The sequence below is a fragment of the Streptomyces sp. NBC_00328 genome, assembly GCF_036139655.1.
Classification (GTDB): Bacteria; Actinomycetota; Actinomycetes; order Streptomycetales; family Streptomycetaceae; genus Streptomyces.
In genome coordinates this window covers 2,272,015-2,288,025 of the sequence record NZ_CP108013.1, presented here as the reverse complement: position 1 = coordinate 2,288,025, position 16,011 = coordinate 2,272,015, and the positions used below count along the sequence as shown (strand labels likewise).

13 protein-coding genes, 2 pseudogenes and 1 riboswitch are annotated in these 16,011 nt (G+C 71.7%); of the genes and pseudogenes, 11 read left to right on the top strand and 4 right to left on the bottom strand.

Features of this window, described 5'->3' with window-relative positions; genetic code table 11:
• Positions 1 to 265 precede the first annotated feature (265 nt).
• Both OG485_RS09940 and OG485_RS09935 read left to right on the top strand, forming a co-directional pair.
• A complete protein-coding gene (locus OG485_RS09940) occupies positions 266 to 1,093 on the top strand; it encodes a carbon-nitrogen hydrolase family protein (RefSeq protein WP_328666845.1) in 828 nt (275 codons plus the stop codon).
• Positions 1,094 to 1,169: 76 nt separating this feature from the next.
• Positions 1,170 to 2,864, top strand: coding sequence for a flavin monoamine oxidase family protein (locus tag OG485_RS09935; RefSeq protein ID WP_328666842.1), 1,695 nt, complete (start codon positions 1,170 to 1,172; stop codon positions 2,862 to 2,864).
• Between the two features lie 28 nt (positions 2,865 to 2,892).
• Here the strand turns inward: OG485_RS09935 and OG485_RS09930 are convergent.
• Positions 2,893 to 3,821 (bottom strand): annotated as a pseudogene (locus tag OG485_RS09930) (LLM class F420-dependent oxidoreductase).
• 92 nt (positions 3,822 to 3,913) lie between these two features.
• On the bottom strand, positions 3,914 to 4,588 hold the full coding sequence (locus OG485_RS09925; protein WP_328666840.1) for a DUF5995 family protein: 675 nt from the start codon (positions 4,586 to 4,588) through the stop codon (positions 3,914 to 3,916).
• A 172-nt stretch (positions 4,589 to 4,760) separates the two neighbouring features.
• Between OG485_RS09925 and OG485_RS09920 the strand changes: the two are divergent.
• Positions 4,761 to 5,865, top strand: a pseudogene (locus tag OG485_RS09920) (glycoside hydrolase family 6 protein).
• Here OG485_RS09920 and OG485_RS09915 read toward each other — a convergent pair.
• Positions 5,847 to 7,238, bottom strand: a complete 1,392-nt coding sequence (locus OG485_RS09915; RefSeq protein WP_328666838.1) for a uracil-xanthine permease family protein — start codon at positions 7,236 to 7,238, stop codon at positions 5,847 to 5,849. The pseudogene OG485_RS09920 and the gene OG485_RS09915 overlap by 19 nt on opposite strands.
• Positions 7,239 to 7,359: 121 nt before the next feature.
• Here OG485_RS09915 and OG485_RS09910 point away from each other — a divergent pair, with 121 nt between their 5' ends.
• Positions 7,360 to 8,700, top strand: a complete 1,341-nt coding sequence (locus OG485_RS09910) for an alginate lyase family protein (protein ID WP_328666836.1) — start codon at positions 7,360 to 7,362, stop codon at positions 8,698 to 8,700.
• Positions 8,701 to 8,804: 104 nt separating this feature from the next.
• A complete protein-coding gene (locus OG485_RS09905) occupies positions 8,805 to 9,263 on the top strand; it encodes an acyl-CoA thioesterase (protein WP_328666834.1) in 459 nt (152 codons plus the stop codon).
• Here OG485_RS09905 and OG485_RS09900 read toward each other — a convergent pair.
• Complete coding sequence (locus OG485_RS09900; protein ID WP_328666832.1) at positions 9,223 to 10,434, bottom strand: MFS transporter; 1,212 nt, start codon at positions 10,432 to 10,434, stop codon at positions 9,223 to 9,225. The genes OG485_RS09905 and OG485_RS09900 overlap by 41 nt on opposite strands.
• Positions 10,435 to 10,564: 130 nt before the next feature.
• Between OG485_RS09900 and OG485_RS09895 the strand changes: the two genes are divergently transcribed.
• The 6 genes from OG485_RS09895 (at position 10,565) to OG485_RS09870 (ending at position 15,957) form a co-directional block, all read left to right on the top strand.
• Positions 10,565 to 11,797, top strand: a complete 1,233-nt coding sequence (locus tag OG485_RS09895; RefSeq protein ID WP_328666830.1) for an ROK family transcriptional regulator — start codon at positions 10,565 to 10,567, stop codon at positions 11,795 to 11,797.
• A gap of 341 nt (positions 11,798 to 12,138) precedes the next feature.
• Positions 12,139 to 12,269: riboswitch (FMN riboswitch) on the top strand.
• Positions 12,270 to 12,423: 154 nt separating this feature from the next.
• On the top strand, positions 12,424 to 13,059 hold the full coding sequence (locus OG485_RS09890; RefSeq protein WP_328666828.1) for a riboflavin synthase: 636 nt from the start codon (positions 12,424 to 12,426) through the stop codon (positions 13,057 to 13,059).
• Entirely contained in the window at positions 13,056 to 13,691 is a 636-nt protein-coding gene (locus OG485_RS09885) for a nicotinamide mononucleotide transporter family protein (RefSeq protein ID WP_328666826.1), read from the top strand. The genes OG485_RS09890 and OG485_RS09885 overlap by 4 nt, the downstream gene beginning before the upstream one ends.
• Entirely contained in the window at positions 13,688 to 15,025 is a 1,338-nt protein-coding gene (locus OG485_RS09880; RefSeq protein ID WP_328666824.1) for a bifunctional 3,4-dihydroxy-2-butanone-4-phosphate synthase/GTP cyclohydrolase II, read from the top strand. The genes OG485_RS09885 and OG485_RS09880 overlap by 4 nt, the downstream gene beginning before the upstream one ends.
• A gap of 139 nt (positions 15,026 to 15,164) precedes the next feature.
• A complete protein-coding gene (gene ribH, locus OG485_RS09875; RefSeq protein ID WP_328666822.1) occupies positions 15,165 to 15,650 on the top strand; it encodes a 6,7-dimethyl-8-ribityllumazine synthase in 486 nt (161 codons plus the stop codon).
• A 34-nt stretch (positions 15,651 to 15,684) separates the two neighbouring features.
• The gene (locus OG485_RS09870) at positions 15,685 to 15,957 is read left to right on the top strand and encodes a phosphoribosyl-ATP diphosphatase (RefSeq protein ID WP_015661856.1); all 273 of its coding nucleotides are present in this window, start codon (positions 15,685 to 15,687) and stop codon (positions 15,955 to 15,957) included.
• Positions 15,958 to 16,011 lie beyond the last annotated feature (54 nt).

The window sequence follows — 16,011 nt, the reverse complement described above, 5'->3', positions numbered from 1 at the left end:
CCCGGCGGCCTCGTCCCGGCGTCGGGCCGCGTCCGTCCCGTCACCGGGACCGCCCCCGCCTGTGACCTGCGTCTCCCGGGGTTCAGGACGTTCGGGACTTGACCGCGGGGCGCGCGGCGGGGCGCGCAACGAATCGCCGCCGGGGGCCGAGGGCACGCAACGAATCGTTCAGTGGCGCGCAACGGGTCCTTCTTGTCCCCCCGATCCGGCCGACCGTACCGTCTAGGTGGCCCCCAAACCCCCCTCGTACCGGTGGAGAACCCGTATGCGCACAGCCCTGCTCCAGAGCTCCGGCCGCCCCGGCTCGGTCGTCGAGAACCTCAAGGTCCTCGACGAGGCCGCGGGTCGTGCCGCCGCAGCGGGCGCCGGGCTGATCGTGACGTCGGAGATGTTCCTGACCGGCTACGCCATCGGCGACGGCATAGCGCGCCTCGCCGAGCCCGCCGACGGCGACTCCGCCGACGCGGTGGCCGAGATCGCCACCCGGCACGGCGTCGCCGTCGCCTACGGCTACCCCGAGCGCGAGTCCGCGCGGTCCGGGAGCGAGGTCCCCGGGGCCGACGGCGGGGCGAGGGTCTTCAACTCCGTGCAGCTGATCTCCGCGGACGGCACCCGGCTCGCGAACTACCGCAAGACCCATCTCTTCGGCTGCTTCGAGCACGACCACTTCACACCCGGCGACCAGCCCGTCGTGCAGGCGGAACTGAACGGCCTGCGGGTCGGCCTCATGATCTGCTACGACGTCGAGTTCCCGGAGAACGTCCGCGGGCACGCTCTCGCCGGCACCGACCTGCTGCTCGTGCCGACCGCGCAGATGCACCCGTTCCAGTTCGTCGCCGAGTCCGTCGTCCCGGTGCGCGCGTTCGAGAACCAGATGTACGTCGCCTACGTCAACCGCACCGGCCCGGAAGGGGAGTTCGAGTTCGTCGGACTGTCCACGCTGGCCGGTCCCGACGGCGTCGCCCGTGCCCGCGCCGGCCGCGGCGAGGAACTGGTCGTGGCGGACGCCGACCCGGTTCTCCTGGCCGCCTCGCGCGAGACGAACCCGTATCTGAAGGACCGCCGCCCCGGCCTCTACGGGTCCCTCGTCTGACCTCCCGCCCGGCCTGTCCCCGGCCGGTCACGCAAGCCCTCCCCTCACCAGTTTCCGCGCAAGGAGTCCGTACCCCATGACGTCCACCGTGCCCAACGCCGTCCAGCACGCCGACGTGCAGCAGCCGCCGATCACCATGTTCGGCCCGGACTTCCCCTACGCCTACGACGACTTCCTCGCGCACCCCGCGGGCCTCGGGCAGATACCCGCGACCGAGCACGGCACCGAGATCGCGGTGATCGGCGGCGGACTGTCCGGCATCGTGGCCGCGTACGAGCTGATGAAGATGGGCCTCAAGCCCGTCGTGTACGAGGCCGACGAGATCGGCGGCCGGCTGCGTACGGTCGGCTTCGAGGGCTGCGACCCCTCGCTGACCGCCGAGATGGGCGCGATGCGCTTCCCGCCCTCCTCCACCGCCCTCCAGCACTACATCGACCTGGTCGGCCTTCAGACCCGCCCGTTCCCCAACCCCCTTGCCGAGTCCACGCCCTCGACGGTCGTCGACCTCAAGGGCGAGTCGCACTACGCGACCTCCGTCGACGACCTCCCGCAGGTCTACCGCGACGTCATGAACGCCTGGAACGCCTGCCTGGAGGACGGCGCCGACTTCTCCGACATGAACCAGGCCATGCGGGAGCGCGACGTTCCGCGCATCCGGGAGATCTGGTCGAAGCTCGTCGAGAAGCTCGACAACCAGACCTTCTACGGCTTCCTGTGCGACTCGGAGTCCTTCAAGTCCTTCCGCCACCGCGAGATCTTCGGTCAGGTCGGCTTCGGCACCGGAGGCTGGGACACCGACTTCCCGAACTCCATCCTGGAGATCCTGCGGGTCGTCTACACCGAGGCCGACGACCACCACCGCGGCATCGTCGGCGGCTCCCAGCAGCTCCCGCTGCGGCTGTGGGAGCGCGAGCCGGAGAAGATCGTGCACTGGGCGTACGGCACCTCGCTGTCGACGCTGCACGACGGCGCCCCGCGTCCGGCCGTGACCCGGCTGAACCGCACCGCGGGCAACGGCATCACGGTGACGGACGCGAACGGCGACATCCGTACGTACAAGGCGGCGATCTTCACCGCCCAGTCCTGGATGCTGCTCTCCAAGGTCGCCTGCGACGACTCGCTCTTCCCGATCGACCACTGGACGGCGATCGAGCGCACGCACTACATGGAGAGCTCCAAGCTCTTCGTGCCCGTCGACCGGCCGTTCTGGCTGGACAAGGACGAGGAGACGGGGCGTGACGTCATGTCGATGACGCTCACCGACCGTATGACGCGCGGCACCTACCTCCTCGACGAGGGCCCGGACAAGCCCGCCGTCATCTGCCTCTCGTACACGTGGTGCGACGACAGCCTGAAGTGGCTGCCGCTGTCCGCGAGCGAGCGCATGGAGGTCATGCTGAAGTCGCTCGGCGAGATCTATCCGAAGGTCGACATCAGGAAGCACGTCATCGGCAACCCGGTGACCGTGTCCTGGGAGAACGAGCCCTACTTCATGGGCGCGTTCAAGGCCAACCTGCCGGGTCACTACCGCTACCAGCGACGCCTGTTCACGCACTTCATGCAGGAGTCGCTGCCCGAGGACAAGCGGGGCATCTTCCTCGCCGGCGACGACATCTCCTGGACGGCCGGCTGGGCCGAGGGCGCCGTCCAGACCGCGCTGAACGCGGTCTGGGGGGTCATGCACCAGCTCGGCGGGACGACCGACCCGACCAACCCCGGGCCCGGCGACGTGTACGACGAGATCGCGCCGGTGGAGCTGCCCGAGGACTGATCCTCGACCGGGGGCGCGGGCGTTCGGGTCACACCCCGGCCGCCCGCGCCGCCTCGTACACCTCGGCCGCCACTTCCTTCAGTTCCTCGGCGTCCCGCATCCCGCTCTGGAGATCGAGGAAGATCTCGTCGAGGCCGATCTCGGCGTGGGCGACCAGGTCCGCCACGATCTGCCCGACGTCACCCTGGAAGGCCTGGCGGTCGTCACCCGCGTACGGCTTGGGCGTGTAGCGAGGGTTCGTGCGCAGCACGGTCCGCAGCGGCCGGGTGCGCCCGCGCTCGGCGGCCAGGTCCTGCAACTGACGCCACTGCGATGTCAGTCGGTCGACACCCATGCCGATCGGCATCCAGCCGTCCGCGTGGTCGACGAGCCTGCGGCGCGCCTTGCCCGTGTTGCCGGCGAGCAGGATCGGGATCGGCCGGGCCGGCTTGGGGCCGACGACGGCCGAGGCGATCCTGGTGAGGGTGCCGTCGTAGACCACCGGGTCGGGGCCCCACACCGCGCGGCACACCTCGATCACCTCGTCCAGGGCGTCGCCGCGCTCCGCGAAGGGCCGCGCGGAGGCCGCCGAGTACTCGTCGAGCGACCAGCCGTGCCGAGGCCCGCCACGACCCGGCCGCCGCTGGCCGCGTCGAGGGAGGCGAGGGACTTGGCGAGCTGGAAGGGCGTGTGCAGCGGAGCGACCAGGACGCTGGTGCCGAGCTCGGCGCGCTCGGTCGCCGCGGCCGCGAGGGTCAGGGTCACCAGCGGGTCGGCGACGGCCCGGTAGGAGTCCGGCCAGGCCAGTCCCTCGACGCCGTACAGCCCTTGGGTCGGCGGGTCCGGGAACAGGGCCCGCTCGAAGACCCACAGGCTGTCGAACCCGATGGCCTCCGCGGCGCGTGCCACGGCGGGCACGTCCCGTCCGAGGTCGTACTGCTTCATCTGCGGGAGGGCGAGGCCGAGTCGCGTCGTCATACAGCTGTACTCCTTCGCATCGGGGTGTGCCGAGGTGTCAACGTACAGTGAGCGTCCGGTCGTTCCGGCGAGGACCGCGGCGCGTGGCCGGATCAGGCCCGCAGGGGAGTGAGCAGCATCCGGCCGGCCAGGCCCACCGCCGCGTCGAGGCGGTCGCCGAACTCCTCGGCCAGGTCGGGGATCCCGCGCAGCGCCCACAGGGCGCGCGCCGCCGCCCAGGTCGCCTCGCGAGCCCGCTCCAGACTCCAGGAGCCGAGCAGATGGGTGAGCGGATCGGCGATCTGGAGCAGGTCGGGGCCCGGCATCAGCTCTTCGCGGATGCGTTCCTCCAGCGAGACGAGGAGATCGCCCACGCGGTCGAACTCGTCCTCCAGGTCGGCCGGTTCGCAGCCGAGCGTACGACAGCTGTCCACCACGGCGAGCGCGAGATCGTGCCCGATGTGCGCGTTGATGCCCGCGAGCGCGAACTGCAGGGGGCGTACCCCCGGATGGCGGCGGAAGCGCAGCAGCGGCCGCCAGCAGGCGGGCGCCCGGCCCTCCTCGGCCACCGTCAGATAGCGCTCCGCGAACCGCACGTCCAGTGTCTGCGCGGCCCGTCGGTCGGGGAACACCCCGGCGTCCAGACGGCGGTCGAACTCCTCGGTGACCGTGAGGTAGACGCGGTTGAAGACCGCGAGACCGTCACGCTCGGGGAGGGTCTCGTCCAGGGCGCGCATACGGGCGACGACCGTGTCAACGGGAACGGTGAACTGTGCCGACTGCGCCATGGGGGCAGCGTCCCAGTCCTAGGGTGGCCCGCGTGCCGCCGGGCCGACGGCTTCCCCAGAACGGGGGAACGCGGACGGGGCCGGAGTGGGGGAACCGTACGTGTCAGGCTTACGTGTCCAACGGCTCGTCGAGCGCGGGGCGGAGAGCGGCAGAGCCGTGGGACGCGGTGTCATGGTCGCCGTCGCCTCGGTCGTGGTCGCGGCCGGCACCGTGACGGGGACCGTGTCCGCTCTCGGCGACGGGAGCCCGTCGCCGGAGGCGCGCGCGCCGGTGACCCGCTCGTCCGCCCCCTCACCCACCGGTGCGCGGACACCGGCGGGCGGTTCGGCCACGCCGTCCCCTTCGCGGTCGGCCTCCCCGGAACCGGCCGCCGGTCCCTCGCCCGGGGAAGGCGGGCCACGGACCGCGGCGGGGCCCGCCCTTCTACCGCCACCCCGATTCCCAGGTGCGCGCGTGGGTCGACGGCCACCCCGGTGATCCCCGGCGCGCGGTCATCGCGTCCCGGATCGCCGACCGCCCGGCCGCGGTGTGGTTCGCGGACTTCTCACCGTCCACGATCACCGCGCGGGTCGAGGCCGTGACCTCGGCCGCCGCCGAGCGGGGCGGGGTGCCGGTCCTCGTGCCGTACGCCGTCCCGCGGCGCGACTGCGGCGGGGCCTCGGAGGGCGGGGCGCCCGACCTCGCCGCGTACGACGGCTGGATCGACGGCTTCGCGGCGGGGCTCGGCTCCCGCGAGGCCGTCGTCGTCCTGGAGCCCGACTCGATCGCCCAGTCCGACTGCCTCACCGGGCCGGAGCGGGCGGGCCGCCTCGCCTCCCTGGCCCGCGCGGGACGCGTCCTGAAGGCGGCGGACCCCAGGGCCCGGGTCTACTACGACGCGGGCAACTCCGACTGGAACCCGGCGGCCGCGCAGGCCGCGCTGCTGCGGCGGGCGGGCGCCGCCTCCGCAGCCTCCTCCGACGGTGTCTTCACCAACGTCTCCAACTTCAACCGGACGACCGACGAGATCGCCTACGTGCGGCGCGTCCTCGCCGCGCTCGGCGGGCCCTCGGGCCTCGGTGCCGTCATCGACACCAGCCGCAACGGCAACGGCGCCGCCCCCGGCGGAGCGTGGTGCGATCCGCCGGGCCGCAGGATCGGTCCGGCACCGACCCTGAGCACCGGGGAGGCCGGGATCGACGCCTATCTGTGGGTGAAGCCGCCGGGGGAGTCGGACGGCTGCCGGGGCGAACCGGGAACCTTCTCGGCCGAGTACGCCTATGAGCTGGCGGGCTGATCCCCGGGCCCGTCGTACGCCGAGGTCCCCGAGTCGAGCAGCGGTTCCTGGCGGAGGTGGGCCGGGGCCATCGCCCGCAGCGCGTGGTAGCCGGTGATCACGACGATGGTGCCCAGCGCGATGCCGTTCAGCGAGAAGTTGTCCGTGAACTTCAGGGTGACGCCGCCGATGCCGATGATGATGCCCGCGGCGGCGGGCACCAGGTTCAGCGGATTGCGCAGGTCCACCCGGGCGTTGAGCCAGATCTGGGCACCGAGCAGGCCGATCATGCCGTAGAGGATGACGGTGATGCCGCCGAGGACACCGCCCGGGATCGCCGCGACCACCGCGCCGAACTTGGGGCACAGCCCGAAGAGCAGGGCGAAGCCGGCGGCGGCCCAGTAGGCGGCGGTGGAGTAGACCCGGGTCGCGGCCATCACGCCGATGTTCTCGGAGTACGTGGTGTTGGGCGGGCCGCCGACCACGGTGGAGAGCATGGAGGCGGCTCCGTCCGCGGAGATCGCGGTGCCCAGCTCGTCGTCCAGCGGGTCTCCGGTCATCTCGCCGACGGCCTTGACGTGCCCCGCGTTCTCCGCGACCAGCGCGATGACCACCGGCAGGGCGACGAGGATCGCGGACCACTGGAAGGAGGGCCCGTGGAACGACGGCAGTCCGATCCAGTCGGCCTTCCCGACCCCGGAGAGGTCCAGGCGCCAGTGGTCGGTGACCTTGCCGCTCGCGTCCACCGCGTGGATCCGGCCGAAGATCCGGTCGAAGGCCCAGGAGACGGCGTAACCGAAGAGCAGCCCCAGGAAGATCGCGATGCGTGACCAGAAACCTCGCAGGCACACCACGGCCGCGCCGGTCACCAGCATGGTGAGCAGGGCCGTCCACTGGTCCTGCGGCCAGTAGGTGGAGGCGGTCACCGGCGCCAGGTTGAAGCCGATCAGCATGACGACCGCGCCGGTCACGATCGGCGGCATCGCGGCGTGGATGATCCTCGCCCCGAACCGCTGGACGGCCAGGCCCACCAGGAACAGCGCGACGCCGACCACGAAGCACGCGCCGGTCACCGTGGCGCTGGTGCCGCCCTGCGCACGGATCACGGCGGCGACGCCGACGAAGGAGAGCGAACAGCCCAGGTAGCTGGGCACCCGGCCGCGGGTGGAGAGCAGGAAGATGACCGTCGCGACACCGGACATCATGATCGCAAGATTCGGGTCAAGTCCCATCAAAACGGGCGCGACGAAAGACGCTCCGAACATCGCCACCACGTGCTGGGCGCCGAGCCCGAAGGTCCGGGGCCAGGAGAGGCGTTCATCGGGGCGGACGACCGCTCCTGGGGCGGGAGTCCGCCCGTCGCCGTGCAGTGTCCAGCGCACGCCGAGGTCCATGGTGAGGGTTCGCTTTCTCTGTACGTGAATTTGTCCGGCCCATTGTCACGTCCAACCAGCCGTTCTACGCTCACACGGTCCTTCTCATGAACATCGTTCATATGTCTGATCGGAGTGTTCCGTGAGTGCACGATCCGGACTGGGCCTGGTGGCCGTGGCGGTCACTGTCACGCTCGCGACCCTCGTCGCCCCCTCGGCGTCCGCTCGTACGGCGTCCGCGGCCACCCAAGCGGTGTCGGCACGTACGGAGTCCACGGGCGGCCCAATGCCGTCCGGACGGGCCGCGCCCGGGCTGCCGAGGACCGTGGTCCTCGACGGCGGTCGGCTGCGGCGCACCCGCGCCCGCCTGGACCACGGCGACGGCCGACTCGCCCTCGCTCTGCGCCGGTTGACGGCCCGCGCCGACAACTGGCTGGACCAGGGCCCCTGGACGGTCGTCGACAAGCCGAAACCCGCCCCCGGCGGCGACGTTCACGACTACCTCAGCCAGGCCCCCTACTGGTGGCCCTCGCAGCCGGCCACCGCCGGCAATCCCTGGGGCTGCCCGTACGTCCAGCGTGACGGGCAGCGCAATCCCGAGGTGGACACCGGCACCGACCGCCAGGACGTCGAGAAGGTCTTCGACTCGACGTACGACCTCGCGCTCGCCTGGTACTACACCGGCGAGAAGCGGTACTCCGTGAAAGCCTCCCAGGTTCTGCGCACCTGGTTCCTGGACCCGGCCACACGGATGAACCCGAACCTGGACCACGGCCAGTTCATCCCCTGCAAGTACGACGGCCGGGCCATCGGCGTCATCGACTTCTCGCAGTCCTACACGAGCGTCCTCGACGCGATCGCCCTCCTCGACACCGGCGCCCCCGGCTGGTCCCGGTGCGACCGGGCCGCGATGCTCGCCTGGAACACCGGCTACCGCGACTGGCTGACGGACAGTTCCTTCGGCAAGGAGGAGGGCGCCGCGCGGAACAACCACGGCACCTTCTACGACATGCAGCTCGCCGCCCTCGCGTACGCGACCGGCGACAAGGACCTCGCCCGGCGGACCGTGCTCGCCGCGCGCGGCCTGCGTATCGACCCGCAGATCGCCGCCGACGGCAGCCAGCCCCAGGAGCTCGCCCGCACCCGCAGCTGGCACTACTCGACCTTCGACCTGGTGGCGTACACCCGGCTCGCCGCCGTCGGCCGGAAGGTCGGCGTGGACCTGTGGGCGTACCGGGGACCGGACGGCCAGAGCCTGTTCAAGGCGGTCGACTACCTGCTGCCCGCGGCGACCGGAGCCGGGCCGTGGAGCCACCCCGAGCTGGAGTTCCACCGCTTCGCGGCGACCGACGTGGTGCATGCCGCGGCCGACGCGGGGGACCGGGCCGCGCGGGCCGCCGTGCCGGGGCTCGAAGCGCCGCCCGGCGGTGATCTGTGGGAGCTGCGGCCGGCCGCCGAGCAGCTCGACTCCATCGCGGGCTGATCCCGCCCGGACGGGGTTCCTGAGCGTTTGCTTAGGATGGGGAGCGTCGTTTCAGCCAGGCCCGCCCAGTCCGCGTGCCGCAGTACGCCCCAGGAGCCCCGCCCGTGACCACCGAAGCCCCCGCCGCCCCCGCCCTCCCGTACGGACGCCTCCTGCCCGTCACCGTCCACTTCGACGACCTCGACGCGCTCGGACTGCTGCACAACGCCCGCTACCCGGTCATGGTGGAACGCGCCTGGACCGCGCTGTGGAACGAGCGCGGCTTCGGCTTCGAGGGCGACTGGGAGGCGGCGGGCGACTCGTGCAACGCGGTCAAGGAACTGCGGATCACCTACGAGGCCCCGGTCAGCCGTCCCGGCGCGTACGCCGTCCACCTCTGGCTGGAACGGCTCGGGAACACCGGACTGACGTACGGCTTCCGCTTCTGCTCCCTCGACGGCGCGGTCACCTACGCGCACGGAACCCGGGTGCTCGTACGGCTCGACGCCGGGACCCTGCGCCCGACGCCTTGGAGCGACCGGTTCAGGGCCGTGGGCCGGGAACTGCTGCGCTCGGGGGACTGACCTTCGACGTGACGCGGTCTCCCGCCCGCAGCACACCCGCGAGCGCGGTGAGCCCGAGCGCCAGCAGCGTGACCAGCCCGAACGACACCATCAGGTTCGTCGCCTGCGCCACCGACCCGATCAGGCTCGGCGCTATCAGCCCCGAGGTGTACGTGATGGTCGCGACGCCCGCTATGGCCTGACTGGGGTTGGGGCCGCTGCGCCCGGCCGCCGCGAAGCAGAGCGGGACGACGACCGCGATACCGAGGCCGAGCAGCGCGAAGCCGCCCATCGCCACGGCCGGATGCTCCGCGACGACGATCAGCAGTCCGCCGAGCACGGCCAGCACACCGCCCGCCCGCACGGTGCGCACGGCGCCGAACCGGTTCACCACCGAGTCGCCGGCCAGTCGGGCCACCGCCATGGTCAGCATGAAGCCGGTGGTCGAGGCCGCGGCGAGACCGGCCGAGGTGTCCAGCCGGTCGCGCAGGTAGACCGCCGACCAGTCCAGGCTCGCGCCCTCCGCGAACACCGCGCAGAAGCCGATTGTGCCGATGAGCAGCGCCGACCGGGGCGGCAGCGCGAAGCGCGGCGGCGGCTCCTCGTCCTCGGTGGGCCGCAGATCGAGCACCCAGCGGCAGGCGAGCAGTCCGACGAGGGTGAGGGTCGCCGCGGCCAGAGCGTGGTGCAGGCGCGCGTCCGCGCCCAGTTGGGCGGCGAGGGTGCCGGCCGCCGCGCCGATCAGTGCGCCGGCGCTCCACATGCCGTGCAGCCCGGACATGATCGACTTGTCGAGCCGGTTCTCGACCTCGACACCCAGCGCGTTCATGGCGACATCCGCCATTCCCGCCGTGGCGCCGTAGGCGAACATCGCGAGGCACAGGGTGAGCAGGTTCGGCGCGAGGGACGGGAGGACCAGCGCCAGCGTCCACAGCGTCATGAGCCCGCGCAGCGCCGTACGGCTGCCGAAGTGGTGGGTGATCCGGCCGGCCAGCGGCATCGAGCAGGAGGCGCCGAGCGCGGTGAAGGCGAGCGCGAAACCGAGCTGCCCCGCGCTGACCGACGCATGGTCCTGGATCCACGGCACCCGGGTCGCGAAGGACCCGGTGACGGCTCCGTGCACGGCGAACACGGCCGCCACGGCGTACCGGGCGCGCCTGACCTCGCGCTGGTCGTAGACCACTTCACTCATGCTCGGGCCCTCCCCAGGTGATGGTTCCACGTCGTGCCGCCGTAAACTATCAGGAACCCTGCCTGATAAATAGATGACCGCTCGCCGCCCGGTCGACCGGGGGCCTCGCCGGTCTGGGAGGATTCCCGCCATGCCCGCATCCCCGAGCACCGCACGGGCCATCAACGACCGGCTCGCCCTGCGGCTGTTGCAGCAGGAAGGCCCTTTGACGGCAGGGCGGCTGAAGCAGCTCACCGGCCTGTCCCGGCCGACCGTCGCCGACCTCGTCGAACGCCTCACCGCCTCCGGTCTCGTCACCGTCGTCGGGGAATCGGGGGAGCAGCGGCGCGGCCCGAACGCCCGGGTCTACGGGATCGTCGCGGACCGCGCGCATCTGGCCGCGCTGGACGTCCGTACGGAGGGAGTCTCGGTCGTCGTCTCCGATCTGGTCGGCCGGGTCCTGGCCGAGGCGTCGGTGCCCATCGGCGAGGGCACCGGGACCGGGCCGGCGGTGGAGCAGGCGGTCGCGCTGGTCGAGCGGGCGGCGAAGGAGGCCGGCTCCCTCGGGGTGTCGCCCCCGCGCGAACCCGTCCCGGGGTGGGGCCGGCTGCACACCGTCGGCATCGGGGCGCCCGGCCTGATCGACCCCGCCAGTGGCGAACTCCGCAACTCCACCGGCCTGCCCGCGTGGCACCGGCGGCTGGTCGCGGCCCTTCAGGAACGGCTTCCCGAGGCCCGCGTCCTCGTCGAGAACGAGACCAACCTCGCGGCCCTCGCCGAACAGCGCGAAGGAGTCGCCCGCGACCGCGACACGTTCGTCCTGCTGTGGCTCGGCCACGGCACCGGCGCCGCCGTCGTCCTCGACGGCGCCCTGCGCCGCGGTGCCTCCGGAGGCACCGGGGAGATCGGGTTCCTTCCGGTGCCGGGCACCACGAGTCTCCCCTCGGCGACCGACTGCGGCGGCGGTTTCCACTCGCTGGTCGGGTCCGCGGCGATCGCGGAGCTGGCGGCGGAGCACGGTGTCTCGGCGCGGCCCGAGGGCTACGAACCGCACGCCGCGGCGCTGGTGCGGCAGGCGCTGGCGGCCGCCGGCTCGCCGGCCGCCGACGGCTTCCTCGGCGCCCTCGCCGACCGCCTGGCCATCGGGGCGGCCTCCGTCAGTGCCGTGCTGGACCCCGGGTGCGTGGTCCTGGGCGGCGAGGTCGGACAGGCGGGCGGCGCGGCGCTCGCCGCTCGGGTCGGGCGACGGCTCGCCCGTATGTCGCCGCTCCCGACCGAGGTGCGCGCGAGCCCGCTGGGCGGGGGCGCGGTACTGCGCGGCGCCCTGTTGACCGCACGCGACGGCGCCCAGGACGAGCTGTTCGCCCCGCCGTCGTCGCGGTAGGCCTGTTCGCTCCGCCGTCCCGGCGGGCTCGGCGCGGGGCCGGCTGGAGACCCGGCGGCGGGGCAAGGGCCTTCGTCACCGCCGCCGGGTCGATCGTGGGGGGACCGGCAATGAATGATCACGCAGTCTTGATCGAGGACACTAAGAGGACTAGACCAGAGCGTCAATAGGTATGGACCAGTCGGGTAGGTCCGGGCCGTGTCACAAGGCCGCCCGGAGCCAAGGAGGTTGACGGCGAAACCGTTCCGTGGAAGTCCATGGAGGCCGGCTGTGAGCCACCCCACAGAGGTACGGCCCTCTGGCCGACGATCGGGCGTGGCACACTGGCCATGTACCAGAAGCAGCGCACTCCGGGGTCGGTGTAATTCCGAACCGGCGGTTATAGTCCGCGACCCGGTCGCTTCCAGCGGCCGGTTGACCAGGTGGAATTCCTGGACCGACGGTTAAAGTCCGGATGGGAGGCAGTGCGCGGCGGGCGGGTATGTCGTGCGCGCTGCCGTTTGTCGCCGCTCGTCCTACGGGACGGGTGTCCTTCCGGTATCGCTCCCGGTGTACCGCGGTCCGCTCATTGTGTCGTCATCGACAGCCCCGGAGTCCGTGCCCCATGAGGCAGGAGGACCCGGGAAGTGTTCACCGGAATCGTCGAAGAGCTGGGTGAGGTCACCGCCGTCGAGATTCTCGACGACGCCTCGCGTTTCCGGCTGCGTGGCCCCGTCGTCACGCAGGGCGCGCAGCACGGCGACTCCATCGCCGTCAACGGAGTCTGTCTCACCGTCGTCGAGCACGAGGGCGACGAGTTCACCGCCGACGTCATGGCCGAGACCCTGAACCGCTCCAGCCTCGGGGCCCTCACCGTCGGCTCCCGCGTCAACCTGGAACGGCCGATGGCCGTGGGCGAGCGCCTCGGCGGCCACATCGTGCAGGGACACGTCGACGGCACCGGCGCGGTCATCGAGCGCAAGCCGTCCGAGAACTGGGAGATCGTCAAGATCTCGCTGCCCGCCGACCTTTCGCGCTATGTGGTCGAGAAGGGTTCCATCACCGTCGACGGCATCAGCCTGACCGTGGTCGACGCCGGCCCCGACTTCTTCACCGTGAGCCTCATCCCCACCACCCTCGACCTGACCACACTGGGCCACAAGCAGCCCGGCGACCCGGTCAACCTCGAGGTCGACGTGATCGCCAAGTACGTCGAGCGGCTGCTGGGCGCACGCGGTGGGCAGTCCGCCGGTCTGCCCGGCGTCCAGGGGGCCGGGCAGTGAACTGGCTGAACTCCGAGGCCTTCGTCCTCCTCGACCAGCACATCATGTGGTCGGACATGATCGGCAACGTGATCGGTCTGATCGCCCTCGCGCTCGGCTGGCGGCGCTCCGTGTGGAGCTGGCCCGTCCAGCTCCTCTCCGGAGTCGTCCTCTTCGCCGCCTTCTTCGGCCACCTCACCGGCAGCGCCGGCAAGCAGGTCGTGGTCATCGTCGTCGCCCTGTGGGGCTGGTGGCAGTGGAACCGCGGCGAGGGCAAGGACGGACGCGTCTCCGTACGGTTCGCCACCTGGCGCGAACGCGCGTACATGGCGGGCGCGGCCGTCGTGGGCACCCTCGCCGTCAGCGGCCTGTTCCACGCGTACCCGACGCTGTCCTGGGACCCCTGGCCCGACGCCTACATCTTCGTCGGCACGATCGTCGCCATGTACGCGCAGGCCCGCGGCATGGTCGAGTTCTGGTTCGCCTGGCTGCTGGTCGACGTCGTGGGCGTCCCGCTCAACTTCGCCAACGGCTACGCCTTCTCCGGTTTCGTCTACGTCCTGTACGGCGCGCTCGTCCTGTGGGGCATGCGCGACTGGTGGCTGCGCTCCCGTGAGGCCGGGCAGCCCGTCATGGAAGGAGCCCCGGCATGACAACGGCGCCGGTTTGGTACAGCACCGGGCACGATCAGGATGCCTCGGACTTCGCGCTCGACCCCGTCGAGCAGGCCATCGCCGACATCGCGGCCGGCCGCCCCATCGTGGTCGTCGACGACGAGGACCGGGAGAACGAGGGAGACCTCGTCGTCGCCGCCGAGATGGCGACCCCCGAGATCGTCGCCTTCATGATGAGCGAGTGCCGCGGACTGATCTGCGCGCCCATGGAAGGCGACGAACTCGAGCGGCTGCGCCTTCCGCAGATGGTCGACGACAACACCGAGTCGATGAAGACCGCGTTCACGGTGTCGGTGGACGCGTCCGCCGCCCACGGGGTCACCACCGGCATCTCGGCGGCCGACCGCGCCGCCACCCTGCGGCTCCTCGCGGACGGCGTCTCGGGTGCCGACGACTTCGTGCGCCCCGGCCACATCTTCCCGCTGCGCGCCCGGCCTGGAGGCGTGCTGGCCCGCAACGGCCACACCGAGGCCGCCGTCGACCTGGCCCGGCTGGCGGGACTTCGCCCGGCCGGAGCGATCGTCGAGATCGCCGGCGAGGACGGCCGGATGCTCCGGCTGCCCGAACTGATCCCCTTCGCCCGCAAGCACGGCCTGACGATCATCTCCATCGAGGACCTGATCGCCTACCGCCGCTCGGCCGAGAGCACCCTGGCGGCCGGGACCGGGACGGCCCCCGCCGCACCCACCGTCCGGCGCGAGGCCGAGGTCCGTCTCCCCACCGCCTTCGGCGAGTTCACCGCGTACGGCTACCGCTCCACCGCCGACGGCGTCGAACATGTCGCCCTCGTCCACGGCGAGATCGGCGAGGGCGAGGACGTTCTGGTCCGGGTCCACTCCGAGTGCCTCACCGGCGATGTCTTCCACTCGCACCGCTGCGACTGCGGCCCCCAGCTCCAGACCTCCATGCGGCGCATCCAGACCGAGGGCCGCGGCATCGTCGTCTACCTCCGCGGTCACGAGGGCCGCGGCATCGGGCTGCTGTCCAAGCTCCGCGCGTACGAGCTCCAGGAGCGCGGCCGGGACACCCTCGACGCCAACCTGGAACTCGGTCTGCCCGCCGACGCCCGGGACTACGGCGCGAGCGCGCGGATCCTGGAGGACCTCGGCGTCCGCAGCCTGCGCCTGATGACCAACAACCCCGACAAGACCGACGCGCTCGTCCGGTACGGCCTGCGGGTCACCGGACGGGAGCCGATGCCCGTCCAGGCGGGCGAGCACAATCTCGGCTACCTGCGCACCAAGCGGGACCGGATGGGGCACGACCTCCCCTGGCTCGACGCGACCACCGTGTCGGCCTGCGGGAGCCAGTGACCCCGTACGCCCGGCACCACCGCGGGACACGGCACCACCGGCACCACAGCACCATCGGTACGACAGCACAACCGGTGCGGCGCAGCACCGGCGGCACAGCACTATCGGCAACACGGCACAGCGGGACTGAAGGAGAGACGTGAGCGGCAAGGGTGCACCTGAACTGTCCGTACGCAACTGCGGCGACCTGCGGGTCGCGGTCATCGCGGCACAGTGGCACGACAAGGTGATGGACGGTCTCGTCGACGGCGCCCTGCGCGCCCTGCGCGAGCTGGGAATCGACGAGCCGACCCTGTTGCGGGTCCCCGGCTGCTTCGAACTGCCGGTCGCGGCCAAGGTCCTCGCGGGTCGCGGCTACGACGCGATCGTGGCGCTCGGCGTCGTCATCCGCGGCGGAACCCCCCACTTCGAGTATGTGTGCCAGGGCGTCACCCAGGGCCTCACCCAGGTCTCCATCGACACCGGCGTCCCCATCGGCTTCGGTGTGCTGACCTGTGACACCGAGGAGCAGGCCCTGGACCGTGCCGGCATCGAGGGCTCCAACGAGGACAAGGGCCACGAGGCGGTGACGGCCGCCGTCGCGACCGCGGCCACCCTCCGCTCAGTATCTGAACCCTGGCACTGAGGTACGGCACCGAGCGCGTAGGGTGAGGACCACCATGTCCAAGAAGACGTTCGAGGAGCTCTTCACCGAGCTCCAGCACAAGGCCGCCACGGGCGATCCCGCCACTTCGCGCACCGCCGAACTCGTCGGCAAGGGTGTTCATGCCATCGGCAAGAAGGTCGTCGAAGAGGCCGCAGAGGTCTGGATGGCCGCCGAGTACGAGGGCAAGGACGCCGCCGCCGAGGAGATCTCGCAGCTGCTCTACCACGTCCAGGTGATGATGGTCGCGCGCGGGATCTCCCTCGACGACGTGTACGCGCATCTGTAGGGGCGAACTCAGCAGCGCCCCCACCGAGCACGCCCGTCCGTCCCACCCACCCGA

Coding starts and splice junctions, on each gene's coding strand:
- OG485_RS09940 (WP_328666845.1), top strand. CDS start 266: ATGCGCACAGCCCTGCTCCAGAGCTCCGGCCGCCCCGGCTCGGTCGTC.
- OG485_RS09935 (WP_328666842.1), top strand. CDS start 1,170: ATGACGTCCACCGTGCCCAACGCCGTCCAGCACGCCGACGTGCAGCAG.
- OG485_RS09925 (WP_328666840.1), bottom strand. CDS start 4,588: ATGGCGCAGTCGGCACAGTTCACCGTTCCCGTTGACACGGTCGTCGCC.
- OG485_RS09915 (WP_328666838.1), bottom strand. CDS start 7,238: ATGGACCTCGGCGTGCGCTGGACACTGCACGGCGACGGGCGGACTCCC.
- OG485_RS09900 (WP_328666832.1), bottom strand. CDS start 10,434: ATGAGTGAAGTGGTCTACGACCAGCGCGAGGTCAGGCGCGCCCGGTAC.
- OG485_RS09895 (WP_328666830.1), top strand. CDS start 10,565: ATGCCCGCATCCCCGAGCACCGCACGGGCCATCAACGACCGGCTCGCC.
- OG485_RS09880 (WP_328666824.1), top strand. CDS start 13,688: ATGACAACGGCGCCGGTTTGGTACAGCACCGGGCACGATCAGGATGCC.
- OG485_RS09870 (WP_015661856.1), top strand. CDS start 15,685: ATGTCCAAGAAGACGTTCGAGGAGCTCTTCACCGAGCTCCAGCACAAG.